Source organism: Curvibacter microcysteis (assembly GCF_028649455.1).
GTDB lineage: Bacteria > Pseudomonadota > Gammaproteobacteria > Burkholderiales > Burkholderiaceae_C > Curvibacter > Curvibacter microcysteis.
Window position 1 is genome coordinate 237,908 of sequence record NZ_JAQSIO010000005.1, and the last position, 15,087, is coordinate 252,994.

Annotated in this window: 12 protein-coding genes; 5 read left to right on the plus strand and 7 right to left on the minus strand. The window is 69.8% G+C overall.

Annotated elements, in window-relative coordinates; translation table 11 throughout:
* Window position 1: 1 nt before the first annotated feature.
* The 4 genes from PSQ39_RS15230 to PSQ39_RS15245 are packed head-to-tail and all read left to right on the plus strand — an operon-like array spanning window position 2 to window position 6,552.
* Window positions 2-757: a ParA family protein gene (locus PSQ39_RS15230; protein WP_273927676.1), complete on the plus strand. Its 756-nt coding sequence runs from the start codon at window positions 2-4 to the stop codon at window positions 755-757.
* Window positions 758-807: 50 nt separating this feature from the next.
* The gene (locus tag PSQ39_RS15235; RefSeq protein WP_273927677.1) at window positions 808-1,452 is read left to right on the plus strand and encodes a response regulator; all 645 of its coding nucleotides are present in this window, start codon (window positions 808-810) and stop codon (window positions 1,450-1,452) included.
* Window positions 1,449-3,641, plus strand: coding sequence for a PAS domain S-box protein (locus PSQ39_RS15240; RefSeq protein ID WP_273927678.1), 2,193 nt, complete (start codon window positions 1,449-1,451; stop codon window positions 3,639-3,641). The genes PSQ39_RS15235 and PSQ39_RS15240 overlap by 4 nt, the downstream gene beginning before the upstream one ends.
* A 28-nt stretch (window positions 3,642-3,669) precedes the next feature.
* Window positions 3,670-6,552: a CHASE domain-containing sensor histidine kinase gene (locus PSQ39_RS15245; RefSeq protein WP_273927679.1), complete on the plus strand. Its 2,883-nt coding sequence runs from the start codon at window positions 3,670-3,672 to the stop codon at window positions 6,550-6,552.
* 17 nt (window positions 6,553-6,569) lie between these two features.
* Here PSQ39_RS15245 and PSQ39_RS15250 read toward each other — a convergent pair whose 3' ends face one another.
* The 7 genes from PSQ39_RS15250 to PSQ39_RS15280 all read right to left on the minus strand — a co-directional run bounded on the left by PSQ39_RS15250 (window position 6,570) and on the right by PSQ39_RS15280 (window position 14,324).
* Complete coding sequence (locus tag PSQ39_RS15250) at window positions 6,570-8,069, minus strand: putative bifunctional diguanylate cyclase/phosphodiesterase (RefSeq protein ID WP_273927680.1); 1,500 nt, start codon at window positions 8,067-8,069, stop codon at window positions 6,570-6,572.
* A gap of 117 nt (window positions 8,070-8,186) precedes the next feature.
* Window positions 8,187-9,419, minus strand: coding sequence for an ABC transporter permease (locus tag PSQ39_RS15255; RefSeq protein ID WP_273927681.1), 1,233 nt, complete (start codon window positions 9,417-9,419; stop codon window positions 8,187-8,189).
* Window positions 9,420-10,172, minus strand: coding sequence for an ABC transporter ATP-binding protein (locus PSQ39_RS15260; RefSeq protein WP_273927682.1), 753 nt, complete (start codon window positions 10,170-10,172; stop codon window positions 9,420-9,422).
* Window positions 10,169-11,548 carry an efflux RND transporter periplasmic adaptor subunit gene (locus PSQ39_RS15265; protein WP_273927683.1) on the minus strand — a complete coding sequence of 460 codons (1,380 nt, stop codon included), beginning with the start codon at window positions 11,546-11,548 and terminating at the stop codon, window positions 10,169-10,171. Before PSQ39_RS15265 ends, PSQ39_RS15260 begins: the two co-directional genes overlap by 4 nt.
* Window positions 11,545-13,026: an efflux transporter outer membrane subunit gene (locus PSQ39_RS15270; RefSeq protein ID WP_273927684.1), complete on the minus strand. Its 1,482-nt coding sequence runs from the start codon at window positions 13,024-13,026 to the stop codon at window positions 11,545-11,547. The genes PSQ39_RS15265 and PSQ39_RS15270 overlap by 4 nt, the downstream gene beginning before the upstream one ends.
* A 43-nt stretch (window positions 13,027-13,069) precedes the next feature.
* Window positions 13,070-13,756: a PRC-barrel domain-containing protein gene (locus tag PSQ39_RS15275; RefSeq protein ID WP_273927685.1), complete on the minus strand. Its 687-nt coding sequence runs from the start codon at window positions 13,754-13,756 to the stop codon at window positions 13,070-13,072.
* Window positions 13,757-13,898: 142 nt separating this feature from the next.
* Window positions 13,899-14,324 carry a hypothetical protein gene (locus PSQ39_RS15280; protein WP_273927686.1) on the minus strand — a complete coding sequence of 142 codons (426 nt, stop codon included), beginning with the start codon at window positions 14,322-14,324 and terminating at the stop codon, window positions 13,899-13,901.
* Between the two features lie 212 nt (window positions 14,325-14,536).
* On the opposite strand from PSQ39_RS15280, the gene PSQ39_RS15285 reads away from it, so the two are divergent.
* The gene (locus PSQ39_RS15285) at window positions 14,537-14,998 is read left to right on the plus strand and encodes a hypothetical protein (protein WP_273927687.1); all 462 of its coding nucleotides are present in this window, start codon (window positions 14,537-14,539) and stop codon (window positions 14,996-14,998) included.
* Window positions 14,999-15,087 lie beyond the last annotated feature (89 nt).

The window sequence follows — 15,087 nt, forward strand, 5'->3', positions numbered from 1 at the left end:
CATGGCACGCACCCTCGTCATCAGCAACCGCAAGGGCGGCTCAGGCAAAACGGCCAGCGCCGTCAACATCGCCGCCGAACTGGCCGCGCGGGGCCAACGCGTGCTCCTGATCGACCTGGACAGCCAGGGCCATTGCGCCCTGGGCCTGGGTCTGAAGCCCGGGCGCGAGGCCCCCACGCTGCACAGCTTCATGGCCGGTCATCACACGCTGGCCAGCGCCATCCAGGCCAGCGCCTGGCCCGGTCTGGACCTGATCCCCGGCGACCCCTTGTTCGATCACGGCTCGGGCCGCAGCGGCGAGTTGCTGCTGCGCGAAGCCTTGGCCAGCGAGGGCCTGCAAGCGCGCTACGACTACATCGTGCTCGACACACCGCCCTCGCTGGACGCCCTGCTGCTCAATGCCCTGAGCGCAGCCGACCGCGTGCTGGTGTCCTTCGTGCCGCACTTTCTGGCGGGCGAAGGCGTGCGCCAACTGGCCCGGGTGTTGTTCCGCGTGGCCAGCCGGGGCGGTAACGAGGGCCTGCGCGTGCTGGGCTTCCTGCCCGTGATGCTGGACAGCCGCATCGGGCTGCACCGCCAGGTCAGCCAGGGCCTGGCCCAGCAGTTTGGCCAGGCCCGCCTGCTGCCTGGCGTGCGCAACGACATCCGCGTGGCCGAGGCCTTTGCCGCCGGCTGCCCGCTGCGCGTGCACGCGCCACACAGCCGCGCCGCCGCCGACTACAGCGCCGCCGTGAACCACCTTCTGGCGCGCTGGTGAACCGCCGCCCCGCCCACCGATTGACCCGTTTGCAACCCCGTACCCACACCATGCCCACCAGCGCCACCAAAGAGGTTCTGACCACCCGCGAAGCTGCCCGGATCCTGGGCGTGTCGGTGAGCTCCGTGCAACGCCTGGTGATGGATCACGCACTGGAAGCCTGGCTCACCCCGGGGGGCCATCGGCGCATTTCCCGCCGCGCCATCGAGCACCTGCGCAGCAGCGCGCCCGGCCACCAGCCCGCCGCGCGCGTGACGCCGGTCGACGGTCTGAAAATCCTGCTGGTGGATGACGACGCCGAGCAGCGTGAGCAGCTGTTGAGCAGCCTGCGCGAAAGCGCTCGCCCCCTGGCGCTGAGCTGGGCCGTGGACGCCTCACAAGCCCTGATCCAGATCGAGCGCCATCGGCCCGACCTGGTGATCACCGACTTGCTGATGAAGCCCCTGGACGGCTTTCACCTGATCAACACCCTGGCCACCGAGCGCGAGTACGCCGACATCGCTGTGCTGGTCGTGACCGGCCTGCGCCCTGCAGACGCGGCACAGCACGGCCAGTTGCCCAGCTGGGTCACGGTCTACACCAAGCCCGTGGCTGCGCAACGGCTGGTGGGCTATGTCGACGCCCTGCTCAGCCGCCAGCTGCGCGCCCTCCAACCGCGTCCCCAACGCGCTCTCGGGCGTGGAGTGTGTCCATGACTGCGCACCGTCCGACCCCTGCCAGCTGCGTGGTGCAGCTGGACGCCCCCAGCGCCCACTATGAGATGCCACAGGCCTGTGCCACTTGGCGTCGGGTGCTGCCCGTGCCCCCGCAGGGTGAGCTGCTGTCGGCGTGGTGTGCCGCCGGCCTGCCGCCGCTGTGCGCGACGCGCCTGCTTCATGTGCTGCGCCAGGGGCGGGCAGCGGTCTGGCCGATTGAGCTGCCCAGCCCACAGGCCGATGGCAGGCTGGAAGGCTATCTGCTCAGCGTGAGCCCCCTGGCAGGGGAGGCCGACAGCCCGCAACACTGCAGCATCGTGACCCTGGTGCCCAACCACACGCCCTGGCCCACCGGGGGCCAACCCGGCCAGCCCGCCGCCAACGGCCTGCGCCTGAGCCTGGCCCTTGATGGTGAGCTGCGGCTGTCCCTGCTGGATCCCCAGTGGACCCAACTCACGGGCCATGCCACCGAGGCCTGCCTGGGCCGCCCGCTGACCGACTTTGTCCACCCCCAGGCCCAAGCCGGACTCACCCGCCACCTGGGCCAAGCTGAGCAGCACCCCGAGGTGCCGCGCCAGCGCCTGCCGCTCTTGCACCAAAGCGGCAACCTGGTCTGGGTGGAGGTGGACTTTGAACAGCAAATCGCCCCCACCCCGGACGGGCGGGCGAACGGCTGGTGGGCCCTGTTGGAAGACGTGTCCGACAACGTGCGCACCTGGCACCTGGACCAGGTGCGGGAACAGGCCCTGGACCAATCCAACTGTGGGGTGGTGGTGACCGACGCCACACTGACCCACCAGCCCATCGTGTACGTGAACCCACGCTTCACCGAGATCACGGGCTACACCTTGGACGAAGTCCGGGGACGGCCTTGCAACTTCTTGCAGGGCGAGGACCGACAACAAGACAGCATTGCCCCGCTGCGCGAGGCCATCCAGCGGGGTGACCGGGCCACGGCCCTGCTGCGCAACTACCGAAAGTCGGGCGAGCTGTTCTGGAACGAACTGCACATCGCGCCCATCGTGGATGAGCGCTCGGGCATCCTGACCCACCATGTCGGCATCGTCAACGACGTGACCGAGACCCGCCACCTGCTGGCTCAGGTCTCCAAGCAGGCGGAGCAGCTTCAGTCGCTGCACCACGACAACCCCAACGGCCTGATCGCTTTTGACGAGGCCGGCCAGGTCCACCTGGTCAACGAGGCCTTTGTCGGCCTGACGGGGCTGAAGGCCCAGGGCCTGGGCCGCGCGGCCTTCTGGAGCGCGCTGCAAGCCATGGCAGACCCGGGCCACGAGGACTTGCAACAAGGCCTGAGCCAAGGCCAGACCCTGCAGTGGCAAATCAAGCGCCCCAAGGAGCGGGTGGTGGAGGTGCGGGGCAGCCAGCTCAATGCGGCCGGCGCGCCCGATTTGCTGGTGTTCCGCGATGTCAGTGCCGAGGTGCAGCTCTACCGCATGCAGCGCCAGTTCCTGGCCACGGCCGCGCACGAGATGCGCGCGCCCATGGGCAGCATCCGGGGCTTCTCGGAACTGATGCTGACACGCCAGTTCCCCCCCGAGGTGCAACGCGACCTGCTGGAGCGCATCCACCGCCAGTCAGGCCGGCTGAGCGACCTGCTCAACGACTTGCTCAACCTGGCCCGCATCGAGTCCCAAGCCCCGGGCAGCCTGCCCTTGGAACCCGTCGAGCTGCAGCCCCTGCTGCACGAGGTGGTGCGCAGCTTTGAGCGCCCCGGGGCTGACTCGCGCCTGAGCCTGTCCTTGGCCCCTGCCGCCGTCTGGGTGCAGGCGCAGCGGGCCAAACTGGAGCAGGTGTTGGTCAACCTGGTGAGCAATGCGCTCAAATATTCGAGTGCCCGGGGCCTGCCGGTTCACATTGGCCTGCAGCCCGGCCACGACCCCCAACATTGGTCGGTGAACATCAGCGACCAAGGCGTGGGCATGAGCGCGCAGACGCTGGAGAGGCTGTTCACCAAGTTCTTCCGGGTCGACCCGAACGGGGACATCGAAGGCACGGGCCTGGGCCTGTGCATTGCCAAGGAGCTGACCGAACGCATGGGCGGCAGCATCCAGGTCAGCAGCCAGTTGGGGCAGGGCTCGGTCTTCACCGTGAACCTGCTGCAGACGCCGTCCGGGACCGCTCGGCCCGACACGGCCACTGCGCCTGCCCGGGAGGCCCCCTGCCCTTGAGCCGCTGAAGCACTGAAATTGAGCGCCCATGAAAGCCTACCTGTTCAATCAGCCCGGCGACGCCGTGTCTGAACCCATGCCCCAGCGCGTGCTGCGGGGCCTGGCCAGCAGCGGTGGCGCCGCCCTGGCCTATGCGCTGGCCTGCTGCCTGGGCAGCCAGTGGGGCCGCCTGCCCAATGTGGGCGACTACCCCAGCTTCTGGCCGGCCGCGGCCATCGCCCTGGTCACCGTGCTGTGGCGGGGTTCGTCGGCCCTGCCAGGCCTGCTGCTGGGTCGACTGCTGTTCGATGCCTTGCCCGAGCCCTTGGCGGGCCCCATGGCCCTGGGCCCGGGCTGGGCCAGCGCCTTGCAGGCGGTCTTGGCCGCCGGGCAAGCCGGCCTGGGCGCCTGGGCCATCCAGCGCTGGGTGCGCCACCCCATGAGCCTGGTGGAGCCGGGCCCCATCCTGCGCCTGCTGGCCCTGGCGGGCGCATCGTCCCTGCTGTGTGGCAGCTACAACCTGCTGATGAGCGAGCCCCCCAGCCTCAGCCCGGCCTGGGTCTGGCTCTGGTTGACGGCGGTCACGGGCGACTTGCTGGGGGTCTTGCTGCTGGTCCCGGTGCTCTTGCTCAGCCTGCCGGCCGACCCCTCGCAGCCGCCCCGGGGCGCGCGGGTCGCCTGGCTGTGGCTGGCCACCACCGGCGGTTACCTGATGAGCTGGGCCGCCAGTGCCTGGGTGATCTCGCTGGAGCACCAGCAAGTCACCCTGCGCTGGGAGGCCCTGCAAACGCAATACAGCCAGGCCTTGCAAGCCGAGCTGTCGCGCCACGAGCAGGTGCTGGTCAGCTTGGCCAGCGTGTTGGGCCAGACCCGACAGATTGACCCACAGAGCTTTGCCAAAGCCGCACAGCCCTTGCTGAGCTTGGCCGAGGGCTTGTACGCCCTGTCCTGGAGCCCCGTGGTGCCCCGGGCCCAGCGCGCCTCGTTTGAAGCCGAGCAAAAGCGCGGCGATGGTCGCGCCCAGCCCATCACCGAGCGGGGCGAACACGGCCTGGTGACGGCGGCCTCGCGCGACATCCATGTGCCCGTGCAGGCCACCGAGCCCCTGTCCCGCGAGGGGGGCGCGCTGGGCTTTGACCTGTATTCCGACCCCCTGCGCCAAGCGGCCATCCACCAAGCGGTGCTCAGCCGCCAATTGGCGGCGACACAGCGCATCCGGTTGGTGCAAGACGGTAGCAGCGCCCTGGGCATGATGGTGGTCATGCCAGTCGCCTGGGCGCCCCCCAGGCCCCTGGTCGCCCCTGGGTCGCAGCTGTCCCAGCTTCGGGGCTTGGCCAGCGCCGTGGTGCACATGGACTGGCTGGCCGCCCATGTGGCCCTGGCCACGACACGCGCTGCAGCCCCCGAATCCAGCCGCACGAAGCTGGAGTCCCCCCATGTGATCGACCCGCAAACCGTGGCCTTCCGCTTGCTGGACGCCGACGCCCCCGAGCATGAGCAAACCCTGTGGTCGCACAACTGGCTCCGCACGGCCGCGCAGCCGCCCTCCGAGCCGGGAGACTGGCCGCTGCTGGGCCAAAGAAACCTGCCGCCGCCGCACAGCACGGAACTGTTGTTTGCCGGTCGCCACTACCGTTTGGAATCCCAGCCCCTGCCCGACTTCTGGTCGGGCAACTCCAGCCTGTGGCCCTACCTGGTGTTCACCGCAGGCTTGTGGATGGCGGTGGGGATCAGCCTGATCCTGCTGCTGTTCACCGGCTACCAGCAGTCCCTGGCGCAAGAGGTGGAGGAGCGCACCGTGGACCTGCTGCAGGTGCAGTACTCGCTGCAAGACGCCATGGGTTATGTGGCCTCCAAGTCGGACCAGTTGGGCTTTGTGCTGGAACAAACCCCGGTAGGATTTTTGGGCTTCGACGAAACGGGACGCCAGCTGCTGGGCAACCAGGCCATGGCGCGCATGCTGGACATCGGCTCGCTGGAGGAGACGCCCAACATCAGCGTCTTCATCAGCCTGCTGGTGCAGCGCCTGCCCGGCATCAGCCTGCACCGTTTGTTTGCCCTGGGCCAGCCGGAGCCGAGCCATGACGCACCGCAGCGTCAGCTCAACCGGGTGCGGCTGGTCAACCCCAACGGCCAGATCAAGCACATCACCCTGGTGGCCATGACCTTCCCGGTGGGGCCGGTCCGGCACCTGTTCACGGTGGTGGACCTGAGCTCGGACGTGGCACTGGAAAGCTCCAAGTCCGAGTTTCTGTCCCTGGTCGCGCACGAAATCCGCACCCCCTTGACCAGCGTCCTGGGCTACGCCGAGCTGCTGCGCATGCATGCCGAGCAGCCGGTGCCACAGCGCCAGGAGTTGGCCGGCGCCATCAGCGCGCACGCGCGGCAAATCCAGGGCCTGCTGAGCAAAATGCTCAACCTGTCCGAGCTGGAGGTCGGGGGGGTCGACGCCCTCAAGCCCCAGCTGCAGGACCTGCACAGCTGGTGCCCCAAGGTGCTGCGCCAGTACACGCCGCCCCCGGGCCGGGACAAGCCCGAACTGCTGCTGGGCGACGACGCCCTGCACGCCATGATCGACCCGCGCAAGCTGGAGCGCGCCCTGCACGAGCTGCTGAGCAATGCCTATGCCTTCTCGGCACCAGGCCAGGCCGTGCAGGTGCAGCTGCAACGCCGCCGCGCGCCCGACGGCCGCCCCCGGCTGAGCCTGGCCGTGCTGGACCAGGGCCAGGGGATGGACGAGGCCCAGCTCGCGCAGGCCTGCGACAAGTTCTACCGGGTCGACAAATCGGGCGAAAAGCCCGGCTGCGGCCTGGGCCTGCCCTTGGTCAAACTGATCACCGAACTGCACCACGGGCAGCTGCAGCTGAGCCCTGGCCCAGGCGGCCAAGGCCTGGTCGCAGCGATGGTGCTGCCCTTGTCCGGACCGGCCTGACGCAGGCCGGCCGGGCTTCAGCGCTTGGGCAGCTCGACCAGCTCAGCCACCACCGTGGCGTTGAACAGCGAATCGCTGAAGCCTGGGCCGCTGGTTTCGCTGGGGGCGGCGAGGGCCAGGCGCTCCATTTCAGCCGCCGGGATCGGGCGGGAGAACAAAAAGCCCTGCAACTCATCGCAGCCCATGCGCATCAGCAGCTGGCTTTGCTGCTCGGTCTCCACGCCTTCGGCCACCACCTTGAAGTTGAGGGCCTTGGCCAGGCCGATGATGGAGGCCGCAATCGAGCGCGCGTCCTCGCTGTCGGCCAGGTCGGACACAAAGGCCCGGTCCACCTTCAGCTCGGAGGCGGGCAGGCGGCGCAAGGTGGCCAGGCTGGAATAACCCGTGCCAAAGTCGTCGATGGACACATGCAAACCCATGGCGCGCATGCGCTCGAAGGTTTGCTGCGTGCCCTTGGTGTCTTCCATGGCCACGGATTCGGTGATTTCGCAGGTGAAGCGCCCGGGCTGCAGGTGGTGCCGGCTCAACGCCGACTCGATGCGCTCGACCAGGTCTTCCTGGCGCATCTGGTAGCCCGAAATATTGACCGCCACGCGCATGCGCAGGCCCAGCTCGCGCCAGTGGCCGGCCACCCGGCAGGCCTCGTCGATGACCCAGTTGCCAATCGCGCTGATCAGGCCGTTGCGCTCGGCCAGCGGGATGAAGATGGCCGGGCTGACATGGCCCCGCTCGGGGTGGTGCCAGCGCAGCAGGGCTTCGGCGGCGGTGATGTGCAGGGTTTTGGCGTCGACCTTGGGCTGGAAGTACAACTCCAACTGCCCCTTGTCGATGGCTTGACGCAGGTCCGCCACCAGCAGGGTTTGCTCGCGCAGGTCGGCGCTCATTTGGGGGTCGTACAGGCAGAAATCGCCACCGCCCTGGCGGCTGACCTGGCGTGCCGCGATGGAGGCATTGACCAGCAGGCGCGAGCGCGCCCCGTGCTCGGGGTAGACCGCCACCCCCATGGAGCAGGTCAGGACCGTGCTGCCATGCTCATGCGCCAGGGGCACGGCCAATTTCTGCAGCAGTTGCCGGGCCGCATCCAGGCCCACGCTGCTGTTGCCCGAGAGCAAAACCACGAACTCGCCGTCGTTGACACAGCCCAGGTCACTGCCGTCGGGCAGCCAGGACTCCAGCCGCTGGCCCGTGAGCTGGAGCAGGCGGTCACCAAAGGCCTGGCCGAAGGCCTGGTTCTGGGAATGGAACTCGTCGATGTTGAGGAACAGGGCGCAAAAAGCGCTGCCCTCGCCATCCGCCCGCTCGATCCAGTGCCGCAAAGCGGTCTCGATGCCGTTGCGGCTCAAGAGGCCGGTGTTGGCGTCGTACAGCGACAAGGCGTCTTTTTCTTCCGACACCGTCACCAGCTTGGCCTTGATGCGCCGAGAAACCCAGCGCTCACGCAGCAGCAGCCCCAAAGCGATGAAGGTACAGAGCAGACTGAAAGCCAGGATTTCTAATGAAATTTGAAAATCTGCCATACGGCTGATGATGTTTCAAAATCAAGAGGAGCCCCCCTGCGCTGCGTTAAAAAAATCACAAAAACTGCCGTTCTGCGGCAAATTTGACACGCTGCCCCCCGGGCCTGCGCTCCATCCCTATTCATGGCGCAAAGCCTCGATCGGGTCCATGCGCGCCGCCCGCCGCGCCGGAAAGTAGCCAAACACCACCCCGATCAGGGCCGAAAACAGCAGCGCCAGCAAGTTGATGCCCGGGTTGAACGCATAGGGCACGCCCATCAGGCGCGACAAACCCCAGGACGCCGCCACCGCCAGCAGCAAGCCCACCAGCCCCCCCAGGGCGGACAGGACCACCGATTCGATCAAAAACTGCAGCAGCACCTCCTGCTCCAGCGCGCCCACGGCCAGGCGCAGGCCGATCTCCCGCGTGCGCTCGGTCACGCTGACCAGCATGATGTTCATGATGCCGATGCCGCCCACCAGCAGGCTGACCGCCGCCACCGCGCCCAGCAGCTCGGTCAGCACGCCCATGGTGCTGGCCAGGGTCTGGGCCAGCTGCTGGGTGTCGAAGATGTTGAAGTTGTCGTCCAGGCCGCCGGCGCCACTCTCGCCCAGGCGCCGCCGCTCGCGCATCAGCTGGCGCAGCCCGGCTTTCAGCCGGCTGGCGTCGCTGCCGTCTTCCATCGACACCAGCAGGGCGCTCACCTTGCGGCTGCCGGTGACGCGGCGCTGCAAGGTGTGCAGGGGCAGCAGCACGGTGTCGTCCTGGTCCCCCATGCCCCCCTGCCCCTTGGCCACCAGAATGCCCACCACGGTGCAGGAGAACTGCTTGATGCGCAGCGCCTCGCCCAGGCCTGTGAGGCCAGGCGTGCCGCCGTAAAGCTCGCGCCGCACCGACTCGCCAATCACGCACACCGCCGCGCCGGCCCTTTGCTCGTCGTCCTCGAACACGCGCCCGCTGCTGAGCTGCCAGTTGCCGGTGCTGAACCAGGCATTGCTGCTGCCGCTGACCGTGGTGGCCCAGTTGCGGCCCTTGGCCACCACGGTGACCGACAGGCGCCCCAGGGGGGCCACCGCCGCCACACCACCGATTTGCGACTGGATGGCCTGGGCGTCCTCCTCGGTGAACTGCGGCACGCCGCCACCACCGCCCCCGCCGCCGCCGGGCGAGCGCTGGCCCGGGCTGAGGATCAGCAAATTGGCCCCCAGGCTGGTGATCTGGGTGGCAATGGCCTGGGTGGCACCCTGGCCCAGGGTGACCATGGTGATCACCGCGCTCACGCCGATCACGATGCCCAGGATGGTCAGGCCCGAGCGCAGCAGGTTGCGCAGCACCGAACGCAAGGCCAGCAGGAACACGCTGAGCAGCATTCAGATCACCTCGCTGCCCGGGGCTTCGGCCAGGCCGGGGGGCGGCCCCAGCGTGGGGTGCGGGTTGAGCACGTCCTGCGCGATGTGGCCGTCCAGAAAATGCACGCGGCGCCGGGCGTAGGCCGCCATGTCGGGCTCGTGCGTGACCATCAGCACGGTGATGCCGTGGTCGCGGTTGAGCGCCAGCAGCAGGCCCATGATCTCGTGGCTGCGCTGGGTGTCGAGGTTGCCCGTGGGCTCGTCGGCCAGCACGACCGCGGGCTGGGTGGCGATGGCGCGCGCGATCGCCACCCGCTGCTGCTGCCCCCCCGACAACTCAGCCGGGGTGTGGCGCTCCCAGCCGGCCAGGCCCACGGCCTGCAAGGCCTGGGCCGCCGCCGTGCGGCGCTGGCTGGCGCTGTCGCCCCGGTACAGCAGGGGCAGCTCGACATTTTCTTGCGCCGAGGTGCGCGCCAGCAGGTTGAAGCCCTGGAACACAAAGCCCAGGAAGCGCCGGCGTAGGCGCGCGCGCTGGTCGCGCGTCAAGGCCTCCACATGCACGCCCTGGAACAGGTAGGCGCCGGCCGTGGGCGTGTCCAGGCAGCCCAGGATGTTCATGGCCGTGGACTTGCCCGAGCCACTGGGCCCCATGATGGCGACAAACTCCCCCGCCGCGATGGCCAGGGAGATGCCCTTCAGGGCCATCAGCTCGGTGGCGCCCTGGCCGTAGCGCTTGCTCACGGACTGCAGCTCGATCAAGGGCGGCGCGCTCATGGCGAGCCAGCTTTTTTCTGGTCCACCACCACGCGCATGCCCTCGCGCAGCTCGCCCTGGGTGATTTCGGTGAAGTGCCCGTCGCTGAGCCCCGGCGTCACCGCCACCGCCACCGGGGTGTGGGGCGCGTCGGGCTGGATCACCCACACCTGGCGCGCCAGCGCCGTGCTGGCCCCGGAGGCGGCCGACTGGCGCGTGCGGCTGCTGGGCAGGCGAGGCAGCAGGCTGGGGCCAGCCGATTTGGCCGCCACCGCGGCCGTGCTGTCGCTGGGTTCAAAGCGCAGCGCGGTGTTGGGCACGCGCAGCACCTGATGCAACTGGCGCGCGATGATGCTGGCGGTGGCCGTCATGCCCGGGCGCAGGCTGAGGTCGGCGTTGTCCACGTCCAGGTAGGTCAGGTAGGTGACCACGTTGTCGGTCAGCGTGGGGCCCTGGCCGACCCGGGTGATGCGCGCCGGGAAGGCCCGCCCCAAATAGGCGCTCACGGTGAAGGTGGCCGATTGCCCCAGGCGCACCGAGCCCACATCGGCCTCGTCCACATAAACCCACAGGCGCAGGTGGCGCAGGTCTTCGCCCAAGGTCAGCAAAGTGACCGCCTGCAGCGAGGCGGCCACCGCGTTGCCGGGCTCCACCGTGCGGCTCAACACCACGCCGTCGGTGGGCGCCAGGATGGAGGCCTTGGCCAGGTTGATGCGGTCGGTGGACAGCGCGGCCGTGGCGTCCTGCACGCCGGCGCGGGCGCTGCCTTCGTCGGCCAGGGCGCGCGCCAGGGTGGCGCGGCCCGCGTCCAGCTCGGCGCGGGAAGGCACCTCGCCGCCCGAGGACACGGCCACCGCCTCCAGCCGCGCCAAGGCGGCCTGCGCTTCTTGCACGGTGGCCGCCATCTGCGCCACCTTGCCCTGGCTGGCGGCCAGCGTGGCCTGGGAGCGCAGCACCTGGTCGCGCAGCTTGGCCGGGTCCAGCTCGATCATCACCTGGCCTCGGCGCACCACGTCATTGACATCCACCAGCACCCGCCGCACCGCACCCGACAACTCGCTGCCCACGTTGACCGAACGGGTGGGCTGCAAGGTGCCGTTGGCCACCACGGTCAAGGTCAGGTCGCCCCGGGTCACGGCCTCGGTGCTGTACACCGGCGTGGCGGCGCGCACCTGGCCTTGCCGCCAGGCGTAGGCGCCACCGACCGCCGCCAGCAGGGCCAGCACGCCCAGCCACAGGCCCCAGCGCCGCCACCAAGGCCGTTGGGCCTCGGGGCCCAGCAGGCGCGCAGTGTCGTCGCCGGTGGGGGTCGCGCTGGGCGAGGAGGACTCGGCCACGGGTGGGGTGGCGGGCCTGGTGAGCCCGCCCGTCCCCGTTGGTTCGGTGCGCGGGCTCATGGCCTGGGCCCGGCGGCCACGGTGGGGGGGGCGGGGGGCGACTGCGCCTCCCAGCCCCCGCCCAAGGCCTTGTACAGGCGCACATGGTCGCCTTGCCAATCGGACTGGGCGCTGACCAAGGCGTCCTGGGTGCTCAAAGCGCTGCGCTGGGTTTCCAGCACCACCTGGAAATCCACCAAGCCGCTGGCAAAGCGCTGCTGCGCCAGGCGCGCCGCATGGGAGGCGGTCTGCTCGGCCCCGCGCAGGCGAAACACGCGCTCGCGGTTGCCCTGCAGGGTCACCAGGCCCCCCTCGACTTCGGCCAGGGCGGTCAGCAGCACGCCATCGTATTGCGCCACGGCCTGGCCCATCAGCGCCTGTTGGGCCCGAAGTTGGGCGCGCGCCGCGCCCCCATCGAGCAAGGGGGCGCTGACACTGGCCAGCAAGCCATACACGCCAGCCGCTGCGCCCAGCCCCGGTCCCCAACCCAAGGCGCTGAGGCCCAGGCTGCCACTGAGCTGCAGGTCCGGGTAGCGCGCGGCGTCGGCCTGGGCCACGCGTTGGTAGGCGGCGTCCACCCGCCACTCGGCTGCGCGCACGTCGGCGCGCTGGCGCAGCGTCTCGGCGGGAAAGGCCCACACGCCCTCTTCCGGCATGGCGAGGGCGGGGCCGGGACTGGCCAGGCGCGCCGTCAGATCGGCAGGGGGGCGGTGGGTCAGCACCGCCAGGCTGTGCGCCATCACCTGCGCGGCCGTGGCCAGCGCGGGCAGCAAGGCCTGGGTCTGGCGCCAGGCGGTCTCGGCCTGGGCCACCTCCAGCACCGTCAGCAAGCCGGCCTGTTGGCGCCAGCGGGCGATTTGGGCGGTTTTTTGCTGGCTCAGGGCATTCGCCTCGGCCACCGCCAGGCGCGCCTGGAAGGCGCGCAGCTGCAGGTAGTCCAGCGCCACCTCGGCGGCCAGCGTCACTTGCACCGCCCCCAGATCGGCCTGGCTGGCCTGGGCGTCGGCCTGGCTGGCGGCCACGGCAGCGCGCAGGCGGTGGAACAAATCGGTCTCCCAGCTGGCGTCCAGGCCGGCATTGAATTGGCTCGCCTGCGCGCTGCTGTCGGTGCCGCTGCGCTGTCGGCTGCGCTGGGCCGAGGCCACGGCCTGCACGCTGGGGCGCAAGCCCGCGGCAGCCAGGTCAGACAGCGCACGCGCCTGGGCCCAGACCTGCTGCGCCGTCTGCACACGGGTGTTGCGCGCCAAGGTCTCTTCCACCAGTTGCACCAGCAAGGGGTCCTGGAAGCGCGTCCACCACGCCACCAGCGACGTGGTGGACTGCAGGCGCCGGGCGCCCGGGGCCGACCAGTCGGCCGGAACCGACAGCGCGCCGAGCACAGGCTTCGGGGGCGTGGGGGCGGCACAGCCCGCCGACACCAGCACCGCTGCCAGCCAGCCCAGGGCGGCCCAGGGCCTGGCTGGGCACGGGGCTGCGCGGGCGCGCTGGGGGCAAGGCATGGGTCCGCGCGTGCTCAGGGCCCGGGGGGCTGCACCGCCCACCTCAGCCCACGGCCTTGTCGATGGACTTGCGCAGACGCAGCGTGGCGGCGTTGACGCTGGCCTCAAAGTCGCGCCAATGCACGGCGGTGGCCTGGCGCATCTCGGCCAGGCGGGTCTCGGCGGACTGGATGTCGTCCCGCAAGGCACTGGCTTGGACGTCCATGCGCGCTTTGGCCTCGGTGGCCGCGGTGCTGGCCTTCTTTTCCAGGTCCTGCAAGCTGGCCTTGGCCTCGGCAATGTCTTTGTCGGCCTGGGCCAGAAACTGGTCGCGCAGGCGCGTGTCGCTGACGTAGGTGAAGGTTGGCAGCGCCTTGAGCGAGTCCTTGCTGGCCCCGGGCAGGATCAGCCTGCCGCCCCGGTCCTGGATCTGGCCCACGGGAATCGCCACATCGTGGCGCCCGATGCCGACAAAGCCGCCCGCCCCCAGGATGACGAAGGACACATTGCGTTCGGGCGCGATGATCAGGTCTTCAATCTTGCCCACCTTGGCTCCGGCGTCGTTGTAGACGGCCTTGCCCAGCAGGGTCTTCTTGACGCTCCAGCCCATGGCCACCTCGGTGGAGGGCGTGACCTGGGTTTGCAGCGTGGTGCTGCTGCCCGCCACCTGGGCCTGCACGGCGGGCGTGACGCCCAGCACGCCCAGGGTCATCCAAGCGGCCAGGGTGATGGGGGAAAGAAGGTGGGTCATAGCGCACATCCAGGTCAAAAGAAAAAGGCCCAGGCCGCGCACGGCGGGTGGGGCTGAGAGGGTTGTAGGCTGGGCGCGCGCTGGCGTCTGTTCGGGCGCGCACCTGCGCTGGGCCGACTGCGCGCGGCGGCCTCGGGACGCCCTAGGGCCGGGCCGGTGCCACTTCAGGCCGTGACCACTCGCGGTAAATGCCGCCGGACTCGACCGAGCCATGGCGCGCACTGGGTTCGGTCATGCGCGACAGGCAGTCTTCACGTGCCCGATCGCGTTCGGGCAGGCCTTGGCAGCGGCGGGTCTGGTTGCTGCGCTCCTGCTCGGGGTGACTGCGCCCCAAAGAAGACCTGGGCTCAGCCCGCGCGGCCTGCGCCTCCTTGAGGCAGTCCGCCCGGCTCTGGTGGCTGCGCCCGTCCAGGCAGGCCTGGCGCTCCTGCTGGTAGCGCTCTTGGCGCTCGCGGTCGGCGGGGGCGGCCTGGGCCGCGCTCCCCAGCCCGGCCAGCAACAGCCAGGCCAGGCCACGGCATGAAGCGACCGAGATCGCACCCCTTGAATTGAACTTGAACTTGAACATGAGACCGCTCCAGCCACATCGGTCGCCCATGCTCGCGCGAACGCCCCGGCTGGGCGGTGCGCCAGCGCACCGCCAGCGTCCCTGCGCAGCGAACGCCGGGCCGGTCTCGGGCACTTGCTTGGCTTGGGCAGGGCAGCGCCAATGTCAAAATGACCGACCCGCTCGCAGGCCCCCTGTGGGCACCACCCCGTTCTCTGTTGGAGCCCCCCGCCATGACTTTGCCCCGCTTGCTTCGATCCACCGCCCTGCTCTGTGGGCTGCTTGGTGCCTGGCAGCTGCCGGCGGGGGCGGAAAGCCTGGCCTCGTCGGCGGCCAGCGCGGGCTCGGCTTCCAGTGGCAGCGTGTCAGACTCTTTGCAAGGCTCCAGCCACAGCTCCAGCGGCGGCGACCGCGTGGCCACGGGCGACTACCGCATCATCGATGTGGCCCAAGCGCCCCAGCGCAGCGACCGGGTGCGCCTGACCTTGCAGGCCGAAGCCAATGGCGAACGCCTGGTGCTGGACCTGCCCCAAGCCGTCGCCCAAGCCCAGGGCCTGCAGCGTGAGCACCGCGTCCACGCGCAGCAACGCGACTACGGCTACGAGTTTTCGCACAGCGACAACCGCGCCCTGTTCTACCTGGTGCTGGCCGACCACTGGTACGACGCCCTGCCCGCCCGCCCCGTGCAACTGTGAGGCGGGATGGCTCGGCCCGGGCATGGGTCAGGCAGGCCGGCTCGGCCCGAGCATGGGTCAGGCAGGCCGGCTCGGCCCGAGCATGGGTC